Genomic DNA, 24,162 nt, shown 5'->3' on the forward strand with positions numbered 1-24,162 from the left:
CGGGGTTGGGGCGGCGACCGCTGGCCCGGGGAGTCAGTTGAGGGTGTGTTTTGGTATGTCGTGTGGTTGAGCGGCGTGGCGCTCGTGTGGTGTGGGGGTGTGCACCGCGTGGTCTGGGGTGCGTGGGGCCGGGCAGACGGGGCCGTGGTGGATCGGGCCACCGCCCAGTTTCCGGCTCTTCCACTGTTTTTCGTCGTAGTCGTAGTAGGTGTCGACGCCTCCGACTGTCATCCGGACCTCCCGTCAAATCCCCCGTCCCCTGCTGGCCCATCCACAGTCCGTCACGAGGACACCGCCAGACAAGCGATTCCGGAAATCACCACGGATCAACACGCTCGAACGCCGAGTTCTGTTGGATTGGCCCACAAACGTGCACTTGTTGGAAAGTCCTACACGGCAACGATCGCGACCCCGTGACCGGGCAACCACACGCCGTCGGTCGTCACGTCGGCCCCGCCGAACGCCATCACCAGGTACTCCGGCTCCTGATCCACCCGCACAACCGCCTCCGCCGCGCCCAGGTTCGCCACCACCCGCAGGCTGCCGCGGCTCACCACCAACCATGTTCCGCCGGGATCGAACGCGACCGCCACCGACTCCAGCGAGTCGTCCCGCAGCTCCGGCATCCGGGCGCGGAACGTGAGCAGATGCCGGTACCACGTCAGCACGTCGCGGTGCGGCGCCTCGTCCGGCTCCGACCAGTCGAGGACCGAGCTGCGCCACGTCTGCGGGTCCTGCGGGTCGGGGATCTCGTCCGCGTCCCACCCGAACTCCGCGAACTCCCGCCGCCGCCCGTTCCGTACTGCCTCGGCCAGCTCCGGCTCGGTGTCGGCAGAGAAGTCCGTGAAGAACCGCCACGGCGTCGACGCGCCCCACTCCTCGCCCATGAACAGCATCGGCGTGTACGGCGAGGTGAGCACCAGCGCGGCGCCGATCGCGAGCTGCCCGGGGGTCAGCGCCGGCCGGTCACCCAGCGCGCGGTTGCCGATCTGGTCGTGGTTCGACGTGTACGCGAGGAACTGCCCGCCGCGATGCGTCCGCGGATCCACCGGCCGCCCCCACAGCTTGTGCCGGAACGTCGAGTACGTCCCGTCGTGCAGGAACACCTTGGTCAGCGTCTTCGCGAACACGGCAGGATCCCCGAAGTCCACGTAGTACCCGAACCGCTCGCCGGTCAGCAGCGAGTGCAGCGCGTGGTGGAAGTCGTCGCTCCACTGCGCGGTCATCCCCATCCCACCGGCAGCAACCGGCTCGACAGTCCGCGGGTCGTTGAGGTCGGACTCGGCTACCAGTCCAAGAGGACGCCCTAGCTCACGGGAGAGCGCAGCCGTCTCCGTAGACAGCTGCTGGAGCAGGTGCACCGGGCTGTCGTCAACCAGCGCGTGTACGGCGTCCAGCCGCAGTGCGTCGAGGTGGAAGTCGCGGAACCAGCGCAGGGCGTTGTCGCAGATCCACCGGCGTACCTCGGTGCTGCCTGTGTCGTCCAGATTGACGGCAGGGCCCCACGGGGTGTCGTGCCGGGTGGTGAAGTACGGGCCGAAGCTCCCGAGGTAGTTCCCGCTCGGCCCGACGTGGTTGTAGACCACGTCCAGGCAAACGGCAAGCCCTGCGTCGTGGCAGCGGTCCACGAACCGCTGCAGCGCCTCCGGCCCGCCGTACGGCGCGTGCACCGCGTAGAGGTCGACGCCGTCGTACCCCCAACCGTGGACGCCGGGGAACGCGGCCACCGGCATCAGCGAGACCACCTCGACGCCCAGCACCGCCAGGTAGTCCAGGTGCTCCGCGGCCGCCTCGAGCGTGCCCTCGAGCGTGAACGTCCCGATGTGCAGCTCGTAGAAGACAGCACCGCGTGCGTCGCGCCCCGTCCAGCTGTCGTCGGTCCAGTCGAAGCGGTCCGCGTCGAACACCCTGCTGAACCCGTGTACGCCGTCCGGCTGCCACGGGCTGCGCGGGTCGGGCAACGGGTCACTGCCGTCGACGGAGTACGCGTAGTCCGTGCCGTGGTGGGCCTCGGCGACCTGGCGTTCCCACCAGCCCTCGGCGGCGGACCGCATCGGCAGCACGCCGTCCCGCAGCACCAGGTCGACGGTGGTTGCCTCCGGCACCCAGACGCGGAACGTGTGCATGTCAGCTCCTGACCAGCAAAGCGACCGGCAGGTCCGTCAACAGGTCGTCGATGCGGGCAGCGCCGGTGACGTCCCGGCCGGTCAGCACATTCTTCCACCGCCCGCTGGGCAGTACCACCGTGCTGTCGCCCCAGCCACCCAACCGCTGCAAAGCCGCCGGTAGACGAGTCGCCACGGTCACGACCTCGTCCCCACGGGCAAAGGCGACCGCATGGCCGTTCGACGTCGGCAGTGGCGTGTAGCCGCCAGCGAACGCGGCCGGGTACTGCCGACGCAGCCGGAGCGCACGGGACGTGACGAGCAGCTTCTCGTCGGACAGGTCGTCCGGCTTGCCCCCAGCGTCCAAACGCTGCAGCCGCTCGATCCTCTGCTGGTAGTCCACCGGCCGGCGGTTGTCAGGGTCCACCAGCGACAGGTCGACCAGCTCGGTCCCCTGGTACACATCCGGTACGCCGGGCATCGTCAGCTGCACCAGCTTCTGCCCGAGCGTTGCCGCGCGCACGTACTCGGCCTGCTCGTCCGCAAACCGCCGTACCGCGTCCAGCACGGTCTTGTCCTTCAGTACTGCGTTGGCGAACGCCGCGACGGTCTGCTCGTACTCCTCGTCCGGTGAGGTCCAAGAGGTGTGCCGTTTGGCCTCACGGATCGCCTTCAGCAGGTAGGCCTGCATCCGGTCCTCAGCCAGCGGTCCGTCGTCCCACGTACCGAACAAGGTCTGCCAGAACAGGTACTCCGTGCTGCCGTCCAGCAACGGATTCCGATGGTCCTCGGCCAGCCGCCGCCATTCACGTACCGCCTCGGACCAGGCGGCCGGCTGCTCGGACAGCACGCCCAACCGAGCCCGTACGTCCTCTGAGCGCTTGGTGTCGTGCGTAGACAGCGTGGTCATCGTTTTCGGCCAGTGCTTGTTCAACCGCGACGCATACGCGTGGAACTCCTCCGGCGAGACCCCGAAGTGCTCCGGGTCGCCACCGACCTCGTTGAGCGACGTGAGCCGCAGCCACCGGTAGAACGCGGTGTCCTCGACGCCTTTGGCCATCACCGGACCGCACGTCTGCTGGAACCGTACGATCAGCTCCGCCCGCGCCTGCTCGTCGATCGTGCTGGACTCCCGCCCGAGCAGCAGGTGCAGTACGACGTCCAGCGTGGCCTGCCGGTCCTCATCGAGGTTCGCCCGCGCCTTCTCGGCGGCCCGCTCCATCGCAGCCACCGCAGACGGCGGCGCCTCCTCGCCAGGGACGACGTACGCGCGGTAGACGTCAAAGTGGACCAGTAGCTCGGCCACGACCTCGTGGAACGCCCGCCTGGTGTGGTCACGCAGCCGTACGTCGTCCTGGCAGATGCGAGCCAATAGCTCGACCAGGCGATGCACCTCGGCGTACTGCCCGTGCTGGACGACCTCGCGCTTCGCTTCCTCGACAACCGGCCCGAAATCAGCAGGGGCTCCGGTGAGCTCGGTGTGCAGCGCAGAGAGCGGTGCAGCGCCCGCAGGGTCGATGAAGAGACCGCCTACGCGCAGCAGGGCGTCGTACCCGGTGGTGCCGGCACAGGGCCAGTCGCGGGGCAGCTCCTCGTCGCCTTCGAGGATCTTCTCGACCACGACCCACGCACCGCGCGTACGCTCGGCCAGCCGGCGCAGGTACCCGCGTGGGTCGGCCAGCCCGTCCGGGTGGTCGATGCGGTACCCGTTGAGCTTCCCCTCCTGCAGCAACGCCAACAGCAGCTGGTGCGTGGCGTCGAAGACCTCCTGCACCTCCTGGCGTACCGCGGCCAGCGTGTCCACGTCGAAGAACCGCCGGTAGTTCAGCTCCTCGTCCGCGACCCGCCAATGCGCCAGCCGGTACCACTGCTCCGTGACGAGCTCCTCCAGCGGCAGGGCCTCGGTCCCGGGACGCAACGGGTACTCGTGCTCGTAATACCGCAGTACGCCGTCGTCGACCGCCAGCTCGTTGTCCGCCAACACCTTGCCGATCCGCTGACCGAGCACGGCCATCAGCAACGGCTGGTTCCCCGCACCCCAGTCCACGTCGAACCAGTCCGCGTACTGCGAACCCGGCCCGAGCCGCAGCACCGACCACAGCGCCGCGTTCAGGCTCTCCGGCGTCGGCACGGCCACATGGTTCGGTACGACGTCCGCGATCGCGCCGAGCCGATGCTCCGCCAGCCGCGCCGACAACCGGTCGAACGCGGGCCGGCCGCCCATCGGTTCGGACAGCCGGCTGTGATCGACCACGTCGTACCCGTGGGTGGAACCGGGGGCCGCCTGCAGGATCGGGGACAGGTAGGCGTGGGAGGCCCCGAGGCTCGCTAGGTACGGGACCGTCGCGGCGGCGTCGTCGAAGCCGAACTCGGCGCGGAGCTGGAACCGGTAGGTGGCCTGCGGGACCTGCGTCATACCTGCCTCGCCCGCGTCAGCACCAAGGTGCTGCGCGCCTCCAGCTGGACGGTCGACCCGGCCGCGTGCGGATCGGCGTCGCCGGTCCCGGTCGACGTCGTCGTGTCCACCGCGACCGTCCAGGTCTCGCCGTACTCCTCCGGTGGCAGCAGGAAGTCGACCGGCTCGAAGTTGCCGTTCAGCAGCACCAGGAACGAGTCGTCGACGACCGGCTCGCCGCGTGGGTCCGGCTCGGAGATCGCGTCGCCGTTCAGGAACACCGCGATCGCCCGGGCGTCGTCGCGCTGCCAGTCGCCGTTCTGCATCTCGGTGCCGTTCGGGTTGAACCACACGAGGTCGCCGAGGCCGTCGATGCCGGTGTCACCATGGAAGAACCGGCGGCGGCGCAGTACCGGGTGGTTGTTGCGCAGCTTGACCAGCGCCCGGGTGAACTCCAGCAGGTGCTTCTGCGGCTCCTGCAGGTCCCAGTCGATCCAGGAGATCTCGTTGTCCTGGCAGTAGACGTTGTTGTTGCCGCGTTGGGTCCGGCCGAGTTCGTCGCCGTGCGCGATCATCGGCACACCCTGCGAGATCAGCAGCGTGGTGAGGAAGTTGCGCTCCTGCTTGTCCCGCAGCCGCAGTACGGCGGGGTCGTCGCTCGGACCCTCGGCGCCGCAGTTCCAGGAGCGGTTGAAGCTCTCGCCGTCCTTGCCGCCCTCGCCGTTCGCCTCGTTGTGCTTCTCGTTGTACGAGACCAGGTCGCGCATCGTGAAGCCGTCGTGCGCGGTGATGAAGTTGATGCTCGCCAGCGGCCGGCGGCTGTCGTCCTGGTACAGGTCGGAGGAGCCGGTCAGCCGGGACGCGAACTCGGCCAGCGTCGACTTCTCACCCCGCCAGTAGTCGCGGACGGTGTCGCGGTACTTGCCGTTCCACTCCGTCCACAGCGGCGGGAAGTTGCCGACCTGGTAGCCGCCGTCGCCGACGTCCCACGGCTCCGCGATCAGCTTGACCTGGCTGACCACCGGGTCCTGCTGGACCAGGTCGAAGAACGCCGACAGCCGGTCGACCTCGTGGAACTGGCGGGCCAGCGTCGCTGCGAGGTCGAAGCGGAAGCCGTCCACATGCATCTCGGTGACCCAGTAGCGCAGCGAGTCCATGATCAGCTGCAGTACGTGCGGGTGCCTCATGAGCAGGCTGTTACCGGTGCCGGTGGTGTCGTAGTAGTGCGTCTTGTCTTGGTCGACCAGCCGGTAGTAAGCCGCGTTGTCGATGCCCTTGAACGACAGCGTCGGGCCGAACTCGTTCCCCTCGGCGGTGTGGTTGTAGACGACGTCGAGGATCACCTCGATGTCCGCCTCGTGCAGCGCCTTCACCATCGCCTTGAACTCGGTCACCTGCTGCCCGCGGGTGCCGGTGGACGCGTAGGCGTTGTGCGGCGCGAAGAAGCCGATCGTGTTGTAGCCCCAGTAGTTCGACAGGCCGATCTCCTGCAGATGCCCGTCCTGCGCGAACTGGTGCACCGGCATCAGCTCGATCGCGGACACCCCGAGCTCCTTGAGGTGCTCGATGATCGCCGGGTGGCCGATCCCGGCGTACGTGCCGCGGATGTTCTCCGGCAGGCCCGGGTGGGTCTTGGTCAGGCCCTTGACGTGCGCCTCGTAGATCACGGTCTCGTGGTACGCGTGGCCCGGTGGGCGGTCGTTGCCCCAGTCGAAGAACGGGTTGGTGACCACCGAGAGCATCGTGTGCTCGCGGTTGTCCATGGTATTCAGCTCGTCCGGCTTCGCGAACCGGTAGCTGAACAGCGACTCGTCGCCGTCGATCTGCCCGTCGACCGCCTTCGCGTACGGGTCCAGCAGCAGCTTGGACGGGTTGCAGCGGTGGCCCTCGGGCGGGTTGTACGGGCCGTGGACGCGGAAGCCGTACCGCTGGCCGGGCTGCACACCGGGCAGGTACGCGTGCCAGACGAACCCGTCCACCTCGGTCAGTTGCACAAGCTGCTCGGTTCCGTCGTCGCCGAGCAGCGACAGATCAACGCGTTCGGCAACCTCCGAGAACACCGCGAAGTTCGTCCCGGCGCCGTCGTACGTGGCGCCGAGAGGGTAAGGACGACCTGGCCATTTCTGCACCTGACGACAGTAGCCACCCCGGACCGGTTCACTGCACACCCCGGTGTTTCAGTTCCGAGAATTCACCCGGGAAGGGCTTGCAGGAAGCTGCAAGGGTTGGAACGTCCCAATCTTCTTGCAGTTGCGCTAAGCTCCCACGCTTGTGAAACCGCCTTCCCCTCGGCGGCCCGTCTTCCTGGATTCGACCGGACGCCGGCGTCGTACCCTCCGACGGACCGGGGCTTTCCTGGCCGTGCCTACTGTCGGTTACCTCGTGCTCATGACCAGTAGTCTGCTCGGCGGACCGCGGATGGACACCCCGCTGATCCCGCTCCCCGAGCCGGCCAAGGCCAGGCACCAGCAGACGCCGGCGGTCGAGGCAGCGGTGCAGACACCGCAGCCGACGACCGGCTCGTCGACGCCGGGCAGCGGTCCGTCCCAGCAGTCGAGCACCAGCCCGGGCAGCGACTCCTCGACCCCCGCTCCGTCGACGAGCAGCAGCACGGCTCCGACCTCCGCGGTGAGCACCGCGCCGACCACGGCGCCGACGTCCGCCGCGACGACCGTCCCGACCGTGGGTACGACGGTGGTGCCGCCGACCGTCGTACCGACGACCGTGCCGACGACCGCACCGCCGGGCACCACCGCCCCGACCAGCACGCCGACCACGACGGCCACCACGACGACGCCGGCACCGACGGCGACCACCACGACGACGCACGGCAAGAAGCCGACCGCACCGCCCGGTAAGACCAAGACGCCGAACAACCCGTGAGCCGGCCGGCAGCGCGCCGGGCCAAGCAGGTACCGCTGCGGACGCACTGGATCGTGCTGACCATGCTGCTGGTCTGCCTGTCGACCATGCTGCTGCTGAACGGCTACACGCACCACATGTTCGGCGCGGCCCCCGACGGCGCCGTCCAGCCGGTCGGCGGGTCCGGAACCGTGCCGCGGCAGATCGTCAAGGGCGGCCCGGTGATCGACGCCGGCACCGGCGCACCGCGCTCGGTCGCGCCGCACGACCGGACGATCGCGATCACCTTCGACGACGGCCCGGATCCGGTCTGGACGCCGCGGATCCTCGACCTGCTGCGCGAACAGCAGGTGCACGCGACGTTCTTCGTCGTCGGTACCGCGGTCGCCGCGCATCCGGACCTCGCCCGCCGAATCGTTGCCGAAGGCCACCAGATTGCCGTGCACAGCTTCACCCACGCGAATCTGTCGACAGCAGCCCCGTGGCGACGCGCACTGGAGCTCCGGCAGAGCCAGCTGATCCTGGCCGGCGCCACGGGTGTCAATACGACGCTGCTGCGACCGCCGTACTCGTCTGAGCCGAGCGCACTGACCGACCTGGACTGGAAGGCGCTCCAGCAGGTCCGTGAGGCCGGTTACCTCGCCGTACTGACCAGCCAGGACAGTGAGGACTGGCGGCGTCCCGGTACTGACCAGGTGATCGCCAACTCGATGCCACGCAGTACTACCGGGCAGGTATTACTGATGCACGACGCTGGTGGTGACCGCAGCCAGACCATAGAGGCGCTCAACAAGCTCCTACCGCGACTGAAGGCACGTGGGTTCCGTTTTGCGACTGTGAGCGACGCAGTCGGCCTGCCGGACCCGACGCACAAGGCCGATGCGCTGGAGCAGGCGCGCGGGCTTGCGGTCATCTGGGTGATGCGGATCAGCGACTGGGTCCTGAGCGTCATCGGCTGGCTGCTGTACGCCGCGGGCGCGCTCAGCGTGCTGCGTGCGATCACGACCGTCATCGCCGCCCGCCGGCACGCCCGGATGCGCGGCTGGGTCTACGGGCCGCCCGTGACGGAGCCGGTCAGCGTCATCGTCCCGGCGTACAACGAGAGCGCGGGCATCGAGGCGGCGATCCGGTCGCTGGTGGCGTCCGACCATCCGCTCGAGGTGATCGTCGTCGACGACGGCTCCACGGACGGTACGGCGGACATCGTCGAGGGTCTGCGGATCCCCGGCGTCCGCGTCATCCGGCAGGCGAACGCGGGCAAGCCGGTCGCGCTGAACACCGGCCTGAAGGCGGCCCGGTGCGAGCTGATCGTGATGGTCGACGGCGACACCGTGTTCGAGCCGGACGCGATCCGCAAGCTCATCCAGCCGTTCGGGCACCCGGCCGTCGGCGCGGTGTCCGGCAACGCCAAGGTCGGCAACCGCGGCGGCCTGATCGGACGTTGGCAGCACATCGAGTACGTGATCGGCTTCAACCTGGACCGCCGGCTGTTCGACCTGGCCGAGTGCATGCCCACGGTGCCCGGCGCGGTCGGCGCGTTCCGGCGTACGGCGCTGGAACGCATCGGCGGGCTCAGCGACGTGACGCTGGCGGAGGACACCGACCTGACGATGGCGTTGTGCCGCGACGGGTGGCGGGTGGTCTACGAGGAGAGTGCGGTGGCCTGGACCGAGGCACCGGCTTCCATGGGCGCTCTCTGGCGGCAGCGGTACCGCTGGTGCTACGGGACGCTCCAGGCAATGTGGAAGCACCGGGGCGCAATGGTGCAGCGCGGGCGGGCCGGGAAGTTCGGCCGGCGCGGTCTGACGTACCTGATGCTGTTCCAGGTGTTGCTGCCGTTGCTGGCGCCGGTTGTGGACGTTTTCGCGATCTACGGCCTGATCTTCCTCAACCCGGTGCGTGTGCTCGGCGTATGGGCTGGCTTCGTGCTTCTGCAGCTGGTGATGGGCTTTTACGCGTTCCGATTGGACGGGGAGCGGCCTGGTCCATTGTGGACGTTGCCGCTGCAGCAGTTCGTCTACCGGCAGCTCATGTACCTCGTGGTGATCCAGTCCGTCTTCACGGCGCTGGCCGGGACCAGGCTGCGCTGGCAGCGCATGGAGAGGTACGGCAGTCTGCAGGCTCCGGTGGTTCGCTAACCTACAGCGATGAGACTTTCACGGGGCGTACTCGTTGTTGCCGGCCTGCTGACCCTCACCGCCGGTGCGAAGCCGTGCATCGTCGGCGGCACGGTCACCAGTACCAGCGAGGCCCCGTGGGTGATCGCGCTGAACACCACGCAGTCCCAGTCGTCCAGCGGGCGGTACTGCGGTGCGACGCTGATCAAGCCCGACAAGATCGTCACCGCCGCACATTGCATGGACGAGGCCACCTCGACGTACTACGCGGTCCAGGGCCGCGCCGACCTCGCCGACACGTCCGCCGGGCAGGTGTCGACGATCAGCAAGGTGTGGATCCACCCGGGGTACAACACGAAGAACAACCGGTACGACGTCGCCGTACTGACGCTGGCCAAGCCGTTCACCGGCGTACCGGTGCTGCCGCTCGAGACACGGGTCCGGGCGGACGCGGCGGGCGCCGTACCGACCGTGTACGGCTGGGGCGACACGCAGGACACCGGGCCGGACGAAACGCTGCAGAAGGCCGCCGTACCGGACCTGGGCGACAAGACATGCCTGGCCAACAAGAGCTACGTGGCCAACGGGTACGCGGCTGCCACCAACATCTGCGCCGGATACCTCAAGGGCGGCAGAGACGCGTGCCAGGGCGACTCCGGCGGGCCACTGGTTCTCAACGGCCGCCTGCTCGGCGTGGTGTCCTGGGGCCAGGGCTGCGCCCAGCCGGGCGACCCTGGCGTCTACGCCGAGATCGCGCCCGTGGCCGAGGCATTGCTGCAACACTGAAGGTATGTCCGACCCCGTTCGCGTGATCAAGGCCGGTGACCTGGTCGCCGCCGACCCGACGTCCGGCATGCTTCGGATGCGGGCGTTCGAGTTGCCGATCCTCTGGGCGGGCCAGGTGATCACCGAGCCCGGCATCAGCTCCGGCTGGCACCACCACGACAAGAACGAGAGCAGTCTGTACATCGTGTCCGGGGTGCTCCGGCTGGAGTTCGAAGGCACCGACGAGTACCTGGACGCGGTGGCCGGCGACTTCGTGCACGTGCCGGCGTTCACGGTCCACCGGGAGAGCAACCCGGGCCGCGAGCCGTCGCTGGCGATCATCGCCCGGGCAGGCGGCGGGATCCCGACCGTGAACGTCGACGCGCCGCGCTGACATGTCGATCCACGAACAGGTCACGGTCGGCGTCGTCGGGGCCGACCAGATCGTGCCCCGGATCATCAACCTGGCCCGGGAGCTCGACAACCCGGCGCTGCGGCTAGTGACCGCGGTCTACGACGACGAGCACGCCGCACACGAGCAGGCGGCCCGGATCGCGTCCCGGGTCGACGTCTTCCTGTTCGCCGGACCGCTGCCGTACGACGTGGCGGTCGCGGGCGGGCTGCCGGTGCCCGCGACATACGTGCCGAGCGGCGGGCCTGCGCTGTTCTCGGCGCTGCTCCGCGGCGTACTGGAGAAGGTCTTCGACCCGGCCCGGATCAGCGTCGACACGATGGCGCGCCGGGACCTCAAGCACGTGTACGAGGAGATCGGGCTGAGCGCGTCCGGGGTGCGGCTGAAGGAGTACGCCGGTCCGGAGTCGGCCGAGGAGTTCCTCGACTTCCACCGCACGCTGCACGAACGCGGCCGGACCACCGGGGCGGTCACCACCGTGCCGACCGTCGACGTCGCGCTCCGGAAGGCCGGCGTACCGACGCTGCGGATGACGCCGTCGTCGATGACGATCCGGCAGGCGCTGACCACCGCGATCCTGATGGGCGGCGGCGCCAAGCTGGAGGAGTCCCGGATCGTCACGATGATCGTCCGGGTGCCCGCGGCCTCGCTGCCGGCGCACGCCAGCGCGAGCGCGTACTGGTACCAGGAGCTGCGGCTGTCGCTGCACCGCGAACTGCTCCGCGACGCCCGGCCGATGGACGCCGCGGTGGTGCCGCGTGACGAGCACAGCTTCCTGATCGTCACCACGATGGGCTCGCTGCGGCTGGCCACCGACAATCTGTCGATGGCTCCGTTCCTGGACCGGATCTCCGAGGAGCTGGGGATCCGGCTCGAGGTCGGCATCGGCCTCGGTACGTCGACCCGCGAGGCCGAGGTGAACGCGCAGTCCGCCGTCGACAAGGCGGCCGGCGGCGGGACCGCGTTCGTGGTCGGGCCGCACGGCTTCGTCCTGCAGGTCCCGGGCGAACGGACCCGGGCCGCCGAACGCCCGGTGCCCGGCGACTCGCGCGCGCTGCAGATCCTGGCCACGCTGGCCGAACAACTGGAGAAGGCGAACGACACCGAGCGAGTCGTCGACGCGGAGAAGGTCGCCGAACTCCTCGGCGTCACGCTGCGGACCGCGCGCCGGACGCTGACCACGCTGGTGGACGAAGGCCTCGCCTGGCCGATGCCGCCGCCGCGCTCGAACAGGCTCGGCCGACCGCCGAGGCCGTTCCAGCTGCTGGTGGAGAAACTCCCGCGCTAGTTATTACGGACATCCATAACTGCTATTAGGACCTTGCCGAAGCTCACTTGCTGAGGCAGGGTGGTCGGCATGCCTGCAATCGCGGTGATCGACAACCGGGCGGCAACCGAGCAGGCCCACCAGGCGGGTCAGGACGCCTGGTGGGTCTACCTGAACGAGATCCTCGGGCAGCTGCGGCTGCCGTACGCGGCGGTCTCTCCTGACAACATTCCGGACGACGTGGCGGTGCTGATCGCCGCGACGCCGGGGCCGGCTCCCGACCTTGAGGACTGGGTACGGGCCGGCGGAGGGCTGGTAGTCGTCGGCGATCCGGGTCCACTCGCCACGCTCGCGGGCGTCTCGGCGTACTCCGTCGTCGCCGATGGGCACGTCACCGTCGACGGCCCGGTTTGGTCCCAGCGCCCGCCAGCTGCGCTGCACGCGATTGGCGGACGGCTCGAACCGTCCGACGCCGAGGTAATCGGCCGCTGGCAGGACGACGCGGCCGCGATCACACTGCGCCGGGTCGGCGCGGGCGTCGTCCTCACGTACGGCGTCGACCTCTGGCAGACGGTCGTCCGGATCCGGCAGGGGTACGCCGTCACCGCGGACGGCGCGCCCGCCGTGGACGGCACCGCGCCGATCGACGACGGGATCCTCAAGTGCGAGGACGGGATGGCGCTCAGCTTCGAGCACGACCGGGCGATGCCGCCGGGCGAGCCGGAGCTGGACGGGCGGTTTATGCATACGTATCCACCGCCGAGCGCCGTACCGATGTTCGATCAGCCACAGGCGGACTGGTGGTGCGCACTGTTCGCGCAGAGCCTGTGGTGGAGTGCCGAGCAGTCCGGCGGCGTGGTGCCGTGGCTCTGGTACTGGCCGGCCGGGGTGGACGCGGTCGCGCACATGTCGCACGACTCGGACGGGAACGTCGAGGAAGAAGGCCAGGCCGCGCTCGACGCATTCGCCGAGGCCGACGTCAAGGTCACGTGGTGCCACCTCTTCCCTGGTGGTTACTCCCCGGATCTACACGTGGAGATCACCGCGGCCGGCCACGAGAATGCCCTGCATTACAACGCGATGGGCGATGCGGACCTGGCGGTATGGGGCTGGCCGCAACTGCGCGCGCAGTACGCGTGGGCGCAGGCCGTCACCGGGACCGAGCGGATCGTCTCGAACAAGAACCACTACACCCGGTGGGAGGGCTGGACCGACTTCTACCCGTGGTGCGAGCGGCTCGGCATCCAGATCGACGAGTCCCGCGGGCCCAGTAAACAAGGGGATGTGGGCTTCACGTTCGGCACCGCACACCTGACGTTCCCGATGGCACCGGTGGCCGAGGGCAACCGGTTGTACGACGTACTCAACCTGCCGCTGCACACGCAGGACCTCGCGTGGGCCGGGCACTCCGCCGTCCGCGACGTGATCCTCGACGGGGCGCAGGCGGTGCACGGCGTCGCGCACTTCCTCTTCCACGGGCCGCACCTGTACCTGCGTCCGCCGACCCGATCCGCATGCATCGAGCTCGCCGCGGAGGCGCGTCGGCGCGGGATGCCGTGGTGGACGGCCGGGCAGCTCAACGCGTGGGAGCGGAGCCGGCGCGGCGTCACGCTGTCGGTCGCGCCGCATCCGGACGGGTTCACGGTGCGCGCGCAGGCCGCGGAGCCGGTCCCCGGCGCGGCGATACTGCTCGCCGTACCGGATGCCGGGCGCGACCCGATCGTCAAAGAGGGCGAGGGATCGACGCGGACGCTGGACCGGTTCGGCCGGACCTTCGTCGAGCTGACCGCGGATATTGTTGCCGGAGACAACAGATGGGTGATCACGCCATGATGCCGGAGTGGCCGCAGTACGACGACGAGGAAGCCAAGGCCCTGCTCGAGGTGCTGAGCTCGGGGAAGTGGGGCAGTACCAGCGGGGACACGGTCGCGGCGTTCGAGCGGGAGTTCGCGGCGTACCAGCAGGCCGGGCACGCGGTCTGCCTGGCGAACGGGACGCTCGCGATCGCGGTCGCGCTACGGGCCGCCGGCGTCGGGATCGGCGACGAGGTGATCGTCCCGCCGTACACGTTCATCGCGACGGCGTCGGCGGCGTTGTTCGTCGGCGCGGTGCCGGTCTTCGCGGACGTCGACCCGGACACCCACCTGCTCGACGCGGACGCCGCCGAGGCCGCGATCACCGAACGGACCAAGGCGATCGTCGTCGTCCACCTCGCCGGACGGCCGGCGGACCTGGACGCGTTCACCGCGCTCGCGGACCGGCACGGCCTGACGATCGTCGAGGACGCGGCCCAGGCGCACGGCGCGGCGTACAAAGGCCGGCCGGTCGGCGCGATCGGGAGCCTCGGCACGTTCAGCTTCCAGAGCAGCAAGAACATCACCGCCGGCGAGGGCGGCGTCGTACTCACCGACTCACCCGAACTGGCGGGCGCGGTCTACTCGCTCGTCAACGTGGGCCGGGTGCCCGGCGGCGGCTGGTACCAGCACGAGTCGGTCGGCTACAACCTCCGCCTGACCGAGTTCCAGGCCGCCATCCTCCGCGTCCAACTCCGCCGCCACCCCCACCTCCAGCAACTCCGCGAACGCAACGCCCGCCTCCTCACAGACCTCCTGTCCACGGTCGAAGGCATCCACCTACCCCCCGAAGACCCCGCCATCACCGCCCACGGCCGCCACCTCTTCATGCTCCGCATCCCCGGCCACCGCGACGCCGTCCTCAAATCCCTCACCACAACAGGCGTAGCCAAAGCCTCCCCCGGCTACGTCCCCCTCCACCGCAACACCGCAGTACTCCGCGAAGCCCAGTCCATCACCACCCGCCTCAACCAGCCCTACCCCCAACCCCCCTGCCCCAACGCCGACACCATCTCCCAAGACACCATCTGGCTCCCCCAGCCCTACCTACTAGGCACCGAAGCCCAAACCCAAGCCCTGGCAGCCGCCATCACCACCGCTGTCCGGTGAAGGACGGCGCGGTCAGGTTTGGGTGCCCCAGGCCGCGACCTCGTCGAGAGATCCGACGACATCGAGCTTCTTCAGCGGGAACGCTGCGACGAGATCGTCGACCTGCCTGGCTTGCTCACAGGCTCGAACGAACCGGTCGGTGCGGGGCTGGTACAACTCACCGTCACCTCTGACGAACTGCCCCCACAGCGCCAACTCGCCGACCTCACGCCGAGAGTCAGCCTCGACTGCACCCGCCAGGAAGGTAGGCGGGAACAGGGCCCGATATCCCGGTAGGTGGTACAGCCAAGAACCACCACGGAGCCGATCGGCCTGCGGCGCAACACTGCGGGCATCGTCCAGAGCACTGGCCAGCTCGGCGCGCCGAAACGCACGCCGGTCGGAACCGAGGGCGCCCGGCCCCTCGCGATTCGCGAAGTGCAGCCGGATCCGGCGGCCCTCGTCTTCGACCTCATACCAGAAACAGCCATGCTGCGGCGTACCCAGGCCCGCCCGCAGCGCAAGCCACGACCGGTGTGCCGCCTCGGCCGCCGCACCGTGGTGCACCGCGTCGTCAATCGCCCGCCATCCATCGGAATTCACCAGCGCCGACATGCTGGTCCAGTCATGCCAGGCGGTGTGCCGATCGATCCGCACCAACTCGACAACACGCTCGACCCAAAACGCCTGCAGCTCAAAGAACGCTCTCCCGAAATGCAGCGCCCATGTGCTCACCTGACGAGCGTGAGGCATACGACCCAGCCGCACAAACACTTTGCCGCACGACCACCCCGCTCACTCTTCGCCGAGTCGTGGCGAATGGCTCGGCACCTGTTCGTCGAGTCGTGGATTGTGGCTGGTTTCTGGCGCCTCTTCTCACGACTCGGCGCAGGGGGTGCGGGCCGTTTGCCACGACTCGGTGGAGGGGGAGATCAGTTGAGGGCAAGGTCGGCGGCTAGGTAGCGCAGGTCGGCGATCCGGCCGGGGAGGGCGCGCAAACTGTTGCTGATGGCATTCTCAATGGTTGTGGTGTTGCCCATCCAGCGGGCCGGAGGGTTTTCACCGAGGGCTACCTGGAGGTGTTCGCCGACGATCTGCAGGTGGTTTCTGGTGACGCTGAGGAAGAGGTCTTCGCCGGGCCAGGTGAGGTCGCCGGTGTAGCTGCTGAGGACTGCGGCGATCCCGTCGCGGTCGCCGGCGGCGACGATGTAGGCGACGCGGGCGGCTTCCAGGGCGGCGCTGTCGGTGCGGACGCTGTCCCAGTCGACCAGGACCGGGCCGGTCGGCGAGTTGACGATGTTGTGGGGTTTGAAGTCGCCGTGGGTTCTGACCAGGTCGGGCACGGAGTCGCAGATCGAGGTGATGCGTTCGGCGGCCGTCAGTAGATCCGGGAGGGCCTCGGCATACAGCCCCACCCAGGGCATGTCCTTGGCCTTGGTCAGCCAGGTTTCCCAGGTTTCCGGTGAGCGGACCGAGTCGCGCCACCACCTGGGCAGGGGCGCCTGGCCGATCGGCTGCAGCTCGTGGACCTGCTGCATCGTACGGCCGAGCCACACTGAGACGTCTGCGGGCTCCGGCCGGTGCTCGACCCAGCGATGGACCCGGAACAGGCGGTCCTCGACCCAAGTCAGCCAGCCGAGGTACGGATCGACCGGCCGCACCGGCTCCGGCATGTCCACGCCGGCGTCGAGTGCGAGCTGTTCGAACGCCATCGCGACCGCCAGCTGGTCGGTCAGCTCCGTACCGTTGAACTGGCCGCCCGTCGTCGGGAAGTACCCCTTGACGAAGTACTCGCCCAACCGCCAGGCGTCGTTGTCGCCGCGCCGTACATGGACCAGCTCGCGACCCGTCGATCCCAGGTCGAACGCGAGCGCGAGTTCATCCGGCGTCGGTGTGTACACAAGACTCAGTCTCCCAACCCGGCCGACGGACGGTAGCCGCCGGCCGATCCAACAGCCCACCTCGTCCGATACTTGCTGCCGTTTCAGGGGTTCACCCCTGAAACGGCCCCTTCGCCTGCTGCATGCGGTGTGTGAAGGGGCACGGCGAGGTGTGAACCTCTTGTATGCGCGTGGGCGGAAGGCCCAGCCGGAGGCAGGTGCGCGGAGCCAGGTACGGCGCTAGCCGAGGCCGGGCAGGTATGGCGCAAGCCGGACGGGGCCGGTACCGCGCTAGCCGGGGCCAGGCCGGGACGGCGCTGGCTGGGGTGGGGTGGTCGGGGTTGTGGCTGGTGGGGCCCGGGTGGGTTAGGTTTGTTGACGGATGGGGAGTACGGCGGCCAGGAGTTGTTGTGTGTAAGGGTCTTTCGGGTCTCGGAACAGGTCCTCTGTTGTGCTTTCCTCGACCAGTTTGCCCTTGTTCATCACCGCGACTCGGTCGGCGAGGCGTTCGACGACCGCCAGGTTGTGCGAGATGAAGAGGAAGGACAGGCCCAGTCGCTCCCGGAGGTCGGTGAAGAGCTCGAGGATTTGGGCCTGGATCGACACGTCCAGGGACGAGGTCGGCTCGTCACAGACGAGCAGTTCCGGTTCGAGTGCGAGCGCGCGGGCGATCGCGATCCGTTGCTGCTGGCCGCCGGAGAACTGTCGGGGGTACAGCTCCGCGTGGTTGGTGTTGATCCCGACCAGCTCCAGCAGTTCCAGCGCCGACGTACGGCGGGATTCCTTGGAACCTCGCTCGTGCAACCGCAGCGGCTCCATCACGTTGCCGAGGGCACTGAAGTGCGGGAGCAACGACCCGTACGGGTTCTGGAACACCATCTGCATCCGCGGCCGCAGCAACCGCAGCTCGCGGGCCGGCAGCTCTCCCAGATCGTGGCCGTCGAACTCGACCCGGCCGGCGGTCGGCGTCTGCAGTCCCATCATCAGCCGCGCCATCGTGGACTTGCCGCTGCCGCTCTCGCCGACCAGCCCGAGTGTCTCGCCGCGATGTACGGTCAGCGACACGTCGTCGACGGCCCGGACCTCACCGGCCCGGGTCTTGAACACCTTCGTCACCGACGAGGCGCGGATCAGCGGTTCAGGCATCGGCGGTCACCTTCCAGCAGGCGGCGTCCCGGGCGGGGCCGATCGTCAACGGTTCCTGTTCGGTACCGCAGCGCGGCAGCTCGGCCTGCGGGCAGCGCGGGTGGAACGGGCAGCCTTCCGGCCGCCGGGACAGGTCGGGCGGGCTCCCCGGGATCGGCCGCAACGGCAGGTCGCGGCCGCCGACCTCGACGCCGGACCCGAGCAGGCCGACGCTGTACGGATGCCGTGGGTCGTCGAGCAGTTGCCCCATCGGCGCGCGTTCGACGACCCGGCCGGCGTACATCACGACCGCGTCGTCGCAGAAGTACCGCGCGACGCCGAGGTCGTGGGTGATCATCACGATCCCGGTACCGCGGGACTTCAGGTCGGCGAGCAGGTCGAGGATCTGGCGCTGGACGGTGACGTCGACCGCGGTGGTCGGCTCGTCCGCGATCAGCAGCGCGGGCTCGGTCACCATCGCCATCGCGATCATCGCGCGTTGCCGCATCCCGCCGGAGAGCTGGAACGGGTACGTGCGGATCCGCTTCTCCGGATCCGGGATGCCGACGTCGCCGAGCGCCTTGATCGCGCGTTTGCGGGCCTCCGCCTTGGTGCACAGGCCGTGCCAGATCAGGTGTTCGGTGAGCTGCCGTTCCAGGGTCAGCGTCGGGTTCATCGCCTCCATCGCGCTCTGGAACACCATCGCGATGTCGCGCCCGCGGATCCGGCGCAGCTGCTTGTCGCCCAGCGCGAGCAGATCCCGGTCGCCGTACAACGCCTGGCCGGTGGTCCGGGCGGTCCGCGGCAGGATGCCGAGCACGCTCCGCATCGTCACGCTCTTCCCGCTGCCGCTCTCCCCGACGACCGCCAGCGCCTGGCCCCGCTCGACGTCGAACGAGACCCCGTCGACCGCGGTCAGCAGATCACCACCGTCGCGGCGGAACGTCGTCCGCAGCTCGCGGACCGACAACAGGCTCATCGCTGCTCCCCACTCGCGTCGAACGCGTCCCGTACGCCGTCTCCGATCCAGGTGAACGCCAGCAACGTCAGCGCGAACAGCACCGCCGGCGCGACCAGCAGATGCGGCGCGGCCAGCAGGTACCGGCTGCCGTCGCTGATCATCGCGCCCCACGAAGGCGTCGGCGGCTGTACGCCGAGCCCGAGCAGCGCGAGCCCTGCCTCGGCGGCGATCGCGGCCGGGATCGCGAAACTGGTCGTGACGAGGATCGGGCCGATCGCGTTCGGCAGGATGTACCGGATCGCGATCGTGGTGCCCTTCGCCCCCATCGACCGCGCCGCCTCGACGTACTCGCGTTGCTTCAGCGTAAGCACCTGCGCGCGGACCAGCCGGGCCTGCGTGACCCAGGAGGCGATGCCGATCGCGACCACCAGCGCGAAGATGCTCCGCCCGAGAACGGTCACCATCACGACCGCGAACAGGTACGTCGGGAACGCGTACATCACGTCGGTGAACGCCATCAGCACCTGCTCGACCCGGCCGCCGAGGTACCCCGCGAGCAGCCCGATCGCCAGCGCCAGCACGAGCGCCGTCAGTTCGGCGCCGAAGGCAACGGTCAACGCGGTCTGCAGACCGTAGATCAGCCGGCTCAGGATGTCCCGGCCGAGCAGGTCGGTGCCGAGCAGATGCCCCGCGGAGCCGGGCCCGGCGAGCGTGTGCCGGATGTCGGTCTCTTCGTAGCCGTACGGCGCGATCAGTGGCGCGGCGATCGCGACCACGATCAGGAACGCGCAGAAGATCAGGCTGCAGAACGCCAGCCGGTGCTTGCGGAACCGGGACCACGCCCGCGCCCACGGCCCGCGGGCGACGGTGACGTGCTCGGCCGGTTCGACCGCGGCCTCGATGCCCTCAGTCGCCGTCATGGGCTCCACCTCCGGCAGCACGGATACGGGGATCGAGGAGCCCGTACACCAGGTCCACGATCAGGTTGGTCACCATCAGGATCAGCGCGAAGAACAACGCCGTACCCATCAGCAGCGGCATGTCCCGGCTGGCGGCGGCGTTCGCGAAGTACAGGCCGAGACCGGGGATCCGCAGCAGTGCCTCGACGAACACGGTGCCGGTCATCAATGCCGCGAGCAACGGTCCGGCGACCGTGACCAGCGGGATCAGCGAGTTCCGCAACGCGTGCCGGACGATGACGGTACGCCGGGGTCCGCCCTTGGCCAGCGCCGCCGTGATGTACTCCTCGCGCAACGTCTCCAGCATGCTCGACCGGACGTACCGGGCGAGCACCGCGGCCGGGCCGAGGCTGAGCGCGAGCACCGGCAGGATCAGGTCCTTCGGCCCGTTCCAGCCGCCGGACGGCAGCAGCTTCAGCGTCGCGGAGAACAGCAGGATCATGAACGCCGCGGTGAGATAGCTAGGCAGCGCATGTCCGAGCGTGACCACGAACATCGTCGTGTGGTCGGACTTCGAGTTTTGCCGCAACGCCGCGAACACCCCGACCGGTACGGCGATCAGCAACGCGAGCAGGACGGCCAGCAACGCCAGCGTCGCCGACACCGGGAAGGCCTTCGCGATGATGTCCTGCACGTTCTGGCTGGCGTACTTGTACGACGGCCCGAAGTCCCAGTGCACCGCGCCCTTCATGAAGATCAGGTACTGCTTCCAGGCCGGGACGTCGGCGCCGTACCGGGACTCGAGCTCGCCGACCATCGACTCGGTGCCGACGCCGCCGAGGTTGGTCGCACCGCTGTTCACCCGCTGCAGGTCCGCGAAGTTGCCGGGTGCGAGCTGCAGCAGGGTGAAGGTCAGGACCGAGACCGCGATGAGGGACAGGATCAGCCGCACCAGGCGCTTGCCGATGTAGACGGCGAGCCCCACGGTCAGCTCACCACGCTCAGCGGCTTGAGGTAGAAGTAGTCCGGATACGCCCGCAGTTGCAGGCCGTGCACCTTCGGCTTGACCGCGTGGAACAGGCTCTGCCAGAGCACGGGCAGGTACAGGTACTGCTCCTCGCGCAGCTTGGCCGCCTGCTTGTACAGCGCGAGCCGCTTCGCGTCGTCGGACTCGGCCGCAGCCTGGTCGACCAGCGCGCCGATCTCCAACGCCGGCTTGGCCGCGAACCCGGTCCGGATCGCCTTCAGCTGAGCGGTCTTGGCAGCAGGCGTCATCTTCTTGTCGTCCTGCACGGCCTGGTACTTCTGCCACTGGTCGCTCGACAGGCTGATCTCCTGGACGTTCTGCGGCGACCAGAGCGAACCGACCATCGTCGGCCAGGTCGGCAGTCCGGCGAACGTACCGTAGTAGAAGCCGATGTAGTCGCCCTTCTGCACCTCCCACCGGCGCTCGGTATACACACCGGCCTCGACGTGGTCGACGAGCGCCTTGATCCCGAGCTGCCTCTTCCAGCTGTCCACGATCGCGTCCGCGAGCGTCGTGTCCGGTACGCCGACCAGCAACCGGATCGGCGGCAGGCCCTGCCCGTTCGGGTACCCGGCCTGCGCGAGCAGCTGCTTCGCCTCGCCGACGTCCTCCTTGATCGCGATGCTGTCGTCCCAGCCCGCGGTCCGGCTGGTCACCAGCGAGACGCCCGGCTGCTGACCGGGTTGTACGCCGGCCAGTGTCTTGCGGTCGAGCGCCAACGACAGGGCCTTGCGGACGCGGACGTCGTCCATCGCCTTGTGCTGGCTGCGAAGCTTCGCGAGGTACAGGATGCTGTAGTTCTCGGTCTGCTTGAGCTCCTTCGACAACGACTCGCTCTTCTGGAACCGCAGTACGTCGGGTCCGGCGAGCTGGACGAGGTCGGTCTCGCCGTTCTCGTACGGCACGGTGGCGGTCGCGGCCGCGCTCGGCTCGACCAGATTCACCTGGATCCGGCTGAGCTTGACGTTGCCGTGGTCCCAGTACTTCTCGTTAGGTACCAGGATCAGCCGCGAGTTCGTGACCCACTCGCTGACCGTGTACGGGCCGTTGGACACGTAGTTCGGTGGGTTCTGCCAGTCCTTCGGCTTGCTCTCGACGAGGTCCATCGGCAACGGAAGCATCGCCGGATGCGTGAGGGCGAGCAGGAAGTCCGGGTTCGGGTTGCCGAGCGTGAGGACGAGCTCGTGGTCACCGGTCGCCTTGACGCCGACCTTCGACCAGTCGGTCAGGACGCCGGACAGGAAGTCCTGCGCGCCCTTGATCCCGGTGGCGGTCTGGTAGCTGTTCGCGCCGAGCGTCGTACCGCCGGCCGAGCCGCCGGCCGGGGTGAACAGCCGCTTGTACGTCCGCTCGAAGTCCTGCGCGACGACCGGTTTGCCGTTCGACCACTGGGCGTTGTCGCGTAGCGTGAACGTGTACGTCAGGTGGTCGTCGGCGATCTTCCACTCGCTGGCGACACCGGGTACGACCGCATCGCCCTTCTCGTTCTGGGTGACCAGGCCCTCGGAGATCCCGCGACTGAGGATCCACATGCCGTTGGTGATCACCTGTGGATCCAGCACTTCGACCGGAACGTAGTCGATCGTCAACGTGGACTTGCCGTCCGAGGCCTTGCTGTCGTCACCGAACAGTCCACAGCCGGTCAAGGACCAACTGCCACCGATCGCGGCAAGCGTCAGGCCGGACAGCCGGAGGAAATCACGCCGGGTCTGGCCCACAGGGGGCGCGCTGTTAGCCAAGGGAGTGCCGCCTTTCTGGCGTCCTGAACTCGACTTATGGCGCGACCGTAGGGCCGTAAAGCGTCGGAGTCAACGCTTTACGGCCCTAACCGTAATTATTCAGCTGAAGCTGTCGTACGCCGGTAGTGTCAGGAAGTCGACGTACTCGTCGGCCAGCGCGACCTCGAGGAACAGCGACCGGGCGGCGGCGTACCGGGCCGGGTCCCCGAGCTTGCCGATCTCCTCGTCGGCGATCCGCTCGACCAGCTCGGTGCTGACCGTGTCGCCGGTGTCGAGCGTGACCTCGTTGCGGCGCCACTGCCAGATCTGGGACCGGGAGATCTCGGCGGTGGCGGCGTCCTCCATCAGGTTGAAGATGCCGACCGCACCGGTCCCGTCGAGCCAGACCGCGAGGTACTGCAGCGCGACGCTGACGTTGTTGCGCAGCCCCGCCTCGGTGACCTCGCCGGGTGTGGCGGCGACGTCGAGCAGCTGCTCCGCGGTCACGGAGACGTCCTCGCGGAGCTTGTCGATCTGGTTCGGGCGGTCGCCGAGGACCGAGTCGAACACCTTCCGGCAGGTGTCGACCATGCCCGGGTGCGCGACCCAGGAGCCGTCGAACCCGTCGTCGGCCTCGCGTGTCTTGTCCGCCTCGACCTTCGCGAACGCCTGCTCGTTCACCGCCGGGTCCTTGCTCGGGATGAACGCCGCCATGCCGCCGATCGCGTGCGCGCCGCGCTTGTGGCAGGTCCGCACCAGCAGCTCGGTGTACGCGCGCATGAACGGCACGGTCATCGTCACGCTGTTGCGGTCCGGCAGCTGGAAGGCCTTGCCGCTGGTGCGGTGCGTCTTGATCACGCTGAACATGTAGTCCCAGCGGCCCGCGTTCAGGCCGGCCGAGTGCTCGCGGAGCTCGTAGAGGATCTCCTCCATCTCGAACGCCGCCGGGTAGGTCTCGATCAGGACCGTCGCCCGGATCGTGCCGCGCGGGATCCCGAGCGCCTCCTGCGCGGTCACGAACACGTCGTTCCACAGCCGTGCCTCGAGGTGCGACTCCATCTTCGGCAGGTAGAAGTACGGGCCTTGGCCGCGGTCGAGCTGCAGCTGCGCGCAGGCCGCGAAGTACAGCGCGAAGTCGACCAGCGATCCCGAGGTGGGCGAGCCGTCCACCAGGATGTGCTTCTCGGGCAGGTGCCAGCCGCGCGGGCGGACCACGATCGTCGCCAGCTCGGCGTCCGGCTTCAGCGCGTAGCTCTTCGTGCCGGTGCTGAAGTCGATCTTCCGGGTGATCGCGTCCAGCAGGTTCAGCTGGCCGCCGACGACGTTCTCCCAGGTCGGCGTGTTCGCGTCCTCCTGGTCGGCCAGCCAGACCTTCGCGCCGGAGTTCAGCGCGTTGATCGTCATCTTCCGGTCGGTCGGCCCGGTGATCTCGACCCGGCGGTCGACGATCCCCGGAGCGGGCGGCGCCACCCGCCACTCCGGGTCGTCGCGGATCTGCTGCGTCTCGGGCAGGAACCCCAGCTCCGTCCCGGCCGCGATCGCCGCGATCCGCTCGGCACGCCGCCCCAGCAGTTCCCGCCGGCGCGCGTCGTACGCCCGGTGCAGTGTCTCGATCAGGCCGAGCGCCCGCTCGCTGAGGATCTCGTCGTACCGCTCGTGCAGCGGGCCGGTGACGTCGACTGACACT

Annotated in this window: 18 protein-coding genes; 6 read left to right on the forward strand and 12 right to left on the reverse strand. The window is 68.8% G+C overall.

Going from position 1 to position 24,162, the window contains the following annotated elements:
- Positions 1-389: 389 nt before the first annotated feature.
- The 4 genes from treZ to ACXJJ3_RS18585 form a co-directional block, all read right to left on the reverse strand.
- Positions 390-2,126 (reverse strand): malto-oligosyltrehalose trehalohydrolase, encoded by a 1,737-nt coding sequence (gene treZ, locus ACXJJ3_RS18570; protein ID WP_458171434.1) that lies wholly within the window; start codon positions 2,124-2,126, stop codon positions 390-392.
- A 1-nt stretch (position 2,127) separates the two neighbouring features.
- Positions 2,128-4,521 carry a malto-oligosyltrehalose synthase gene (gene treY, locus ACXJJ3_RS18575; protein WP_458171436.1) on the reverse strand — a complete coding sequence of 798 codons (2,394 nt, stop codon included), beginning with the start codon at positions 4,519-4,521 and terminating at the stop codon, positions 2,128-2,130.
- Complete coding sequence (gene glgX / locus ACXJJ3_RS18580) at positions 4,518-6,629, reverse strand: glycogen debranching protein GlgX (protein ID WP_458171438.1); 2,112 nt, start codon at positions 6,627-6,629, stop codon at positions 4,518-4,520. Before glgX ends, treY begins: the two co-directional genes overlap by 4 nt.
- Positions 6,630-6,875: 246 nt before the next feature.
- Entirely contained in the window at positions 6,876-7,334 is a 459-nt protein-coding gene (locus ACXJJ3_RS18585) for a hypothetical protein (protein ID WP_458171439.1), read from the reverse strand.
- 45 nt (positions 7,335-7,379) lie between these two features.
- Between ACXJJ3_RS18585 and ACXJJ3_RS18590 the strand changes: the two genes are divergently transcribed.
- The 6 genes from ACXJJ3_RS18590 (at position 7,380) to ACXJJ3_RS18615 (ending at position 14,886) form a co-directional block, all read left to right on the forward strand.
- The gene (locus tag ACXJJ3_RS18590) at positions 7,380-9,500 is read left to right on the forward strand and encodes a bifunctional polysaccharide deacetylase/glycosyltransferase family 2 protein (protein WP_458171440.1); all 2,121 of its coding nucleotides are present in this window, start codon (positions 7,380-7,382) and stop codon (positions 9,498-9,500) included.
- A 9-nt stretch (positions 9,501-9,509) separates the two neighbouring features.
- A complete protein-coding gene (locus ACXJJ3_RS18595) occupies positions 9,510-10,265 on the forward strand; it encodes a S1 family peptidase (RefSeq protein ID WP_458171441.1) in 756 nt (251 codons plus the stop codon).
- 4 nt (positions 10,266-10,269) lie between these two features.
- On the forward strand, positions 10,270-10,638 hold the full coding sequence (locus ACXJJ3_RS18600) for a cupin domain-containing protein (protein WP_458171443.1): 369 nt from the start codon (positions 10,270-10,272) through the stop codon (positions 10,636-10,638).
- Position 10,639: 1 nt separating this feature from the next.
- Positions 10,640-11,944: a hypothetical protein gene (locus ACXJJ3_RS18605; protein ID WP_458171444.1), complete on the forward strand. Its 1,305-nt coding sequence runs from the start codon at positions 10,640-10,642 to the stop codon at positions 11,942-11,944.
- Positions 11,945-12,013: 69 nt separating this feature from the next.
- Positions 12,014-13,756, forward strand: a complete 1,743-nt coding sequence (locus ACXJJ3_RS18610; RefSeq protein ID WP_458171445.1) for a hypothetical protein — start codon at positions 12,014-12,016, stop codon at positions 13,754-13,756.
- Positions 13,738-14,886 (forward strand): DegT/DnrJ/EryC1/StrS family aminotransferase, encoded by a 1,149-nt coding sequence (locus ACXJJ3_RS18615; protein WP_458171446.1) that lies wholly within the window; start codon positions 13,738-13,740, stop codon positions 14,884-14,886. The genes ACXJJ3_RS18610 and ACXJJ3_RS18615 overlap by 19 nt, the downstream gene beginning before the upstream one ends.
- Positions 14,887-14,898: 12 nt before the next feature.
- On the opposite strand, the gene ACXJJ3_RS18620 is transcribed toward ACXJJ3_RS18615, so the two are convergent.
- From ACXJJ3_RS18620 to aceB, 8 genes are all read right to left on the reverse strand, one after another.
- On the reverse strand, positions 14,899-15,600 hold the full coding sequence (locus ACXJJ3_RS18620) for a hypothetical protein (RefSeq protein WP_458171447.1): 702 nt from the start codon (positions 15,598-15,600) through the stop codon (positions 14,899-14,901).
- Positions 15,601-15,797: 197 nt separating this feature from the next.
- Positions 15,798-16,766 carry a phosphotransferase gene (locus ACXJJ3_RS18625; protein ID WP_458171448.1) on the reverse strand — a complete coding sequence of 323 codons (969 nt, stop codon included), beginning with the start codon at positions 16,764-16,766 and terminating at the stop codon, positions 15,798-15,800.
- Between the two features lie 345 nt (positions 16,767-17,111).
- Complete coding sequence (locus ACXJJ3_RS18630) at positions 17,112-17,891, reverse strand: ATP-binding cassette domain-containing protein (RefSeq protein WP_458171449.1); 780 nt, start codon at positions 17,889-17,891, stop codon at positions 17,112-17,114.
- Positions 17,884-18,849: an ABC transporter ATP-binding protein gene (locus tag ACXJJ3_RS18635; RefSeq protein WP_458171450.1), complete on the reverse strand. Its 966-nt coding sequence runs from the start codon at positions 18,847-18,849 to the stop codon at positions 17,884-17,886. The genes ACXJJ3_RS18630 and ACXJJ3_RS18635 overlap by 8 nt, the downstream gene beginning before the upstream one ends.
- Positions 18,846-19,751, reverse strand: coding sequence for an ABC transporter permease (locus tag ACXJJ3_RS18640; protein ID WP_458171451.1), 906 nt, complete (start codon positions 19,749-19,751; stop codon positions 18,846-18,848). The genes ACXJJ3_RS18635 and ACXJJ3_RS18640 overlap by 4 nt, the downstream gene beginning before the upstream one ends.
- Positions 19,738-20,715: an ABC transporter permease gene (locus tag ACXJJ3_RS18645; RefSeq protein ID WP_458171453.1), complete on the reverse strand. Its 978-nt coding sequence runs from the start codon at positions 20,713-20,715 to the stop codon at positions 19,738-19,740. The genes ACXJJ3_RS18640 and ACXJJ3_RS18645 overlap by 14 nt, the downstream gene beginning before the upstream one ends.
- Before the next feature lie 2 nt (positions 20,716-20,717).
- Positions 20,718-22,475, reverse strand: coding sequence for a peptide ABC transporter substrate-binding protein (locus ACXJJ3_RS18650; protein WP_458171454.1), 1,758 nt, complete (start codon positions 22,473-22,475; stop codon positions 20,718-20,720).
- Positions 22,476-22,595: 120 nt separating this feature from the next.
- Positions 22,596-24,161, reverse strand: coding sequence for a malate synthase A (gene aceB, locus ACXJJ3_RS18655; RefSeq protein ID WP_458171455.1), 1,566 nt, complete (start codon positions 24,159-24,161; stop codon positions 22,596-22,598).
- Position 24,162 lies beyond the last annotated feature (1 nt).

The sequence above is a fragment of the Kribbella sp. WER1 genome, from assembly GCF_054189145.1.

What these genes read in the sequence shown, in the direction of transcription:
- ACXJJ3_RS18605 (WP_458171444.1), top strand. Translation starts at nt 10,640, where the DNA reads ATGTCGATCCACGAACAGGTCACGGTCGGCGTCGTCGGGGCCGACCAG.
- ACXJJ3_RS18600 (WP_458171443.1), top strand. Translation starts at nt 10,270, where the DNA reads ATGTCCGACCCCGTTCGCGTGATCAAGGCCGGTGACCTGGTCGCCGCC.
- treZ (WP_458171434.1), bottom strand. Translation starts at nt 2,126, where the DNA reads ATGCACACGTTCCGCGTCTGGGTGCCGGAGGCAACCACCGTCGACCTG.
- ACXJJ3_RS18640 (WP_458171451.1), bottom strand. Translation starts at nt 19,751, where the DNA reads ATGACGGCGACTGAGGGCATCGAGGCCGCGGTCGAACCGGCCGAGCAC.
- ACXJJ3_RS18615 (WP_458171446.1), top strand. Translation starts at nt 13,738, where the DNA reads ATGGGTGATCACGCCATGATGCCGGAGTGGCCGCAGTACGACGACGAG.
- ACXJJ3_RS18595 (WP_458171441.1), top strand. Translation starts at nt 9,510, where the DNA reads ATGAGACTTTCACGGGGCGTACTCGTTGTTGCCGGCCTGCTGACCCTC.
- ACXJJ3_RS18610 (WP_458171445.1), top strand. Translation starts at nt 12,014, where the DNA reads ATGCCTGCAATCGCGGTGATCGACAACCGGGCGGCAACCGAGCAGGCC.
- treY (WP_458171436.1), bottom strand. Translation starts at nt 4,521, where the DNA reads ATGACGCAGGTCCCGCAGGCCACCTACCGGTTCCAGCTCCGCGCCGAG.
- ACXJJ3_RS18635 (WP_458171450.1), bottom strand. Translation starts at nt 18,849, where the DNA reads ATGAGCCTGTTGTCGGTCCGCGAGCTGCGGACGACGTTCCGCCGCGAC.
- ACXJJ3_RS18630 (WP_458171449.1), bottom strand. Translation starts at nt 17,891, where the DNA reads ATGCCTGAACCGCTGATCCGCGCCTCGTCGGTGACGAAGGTGTTCAAG.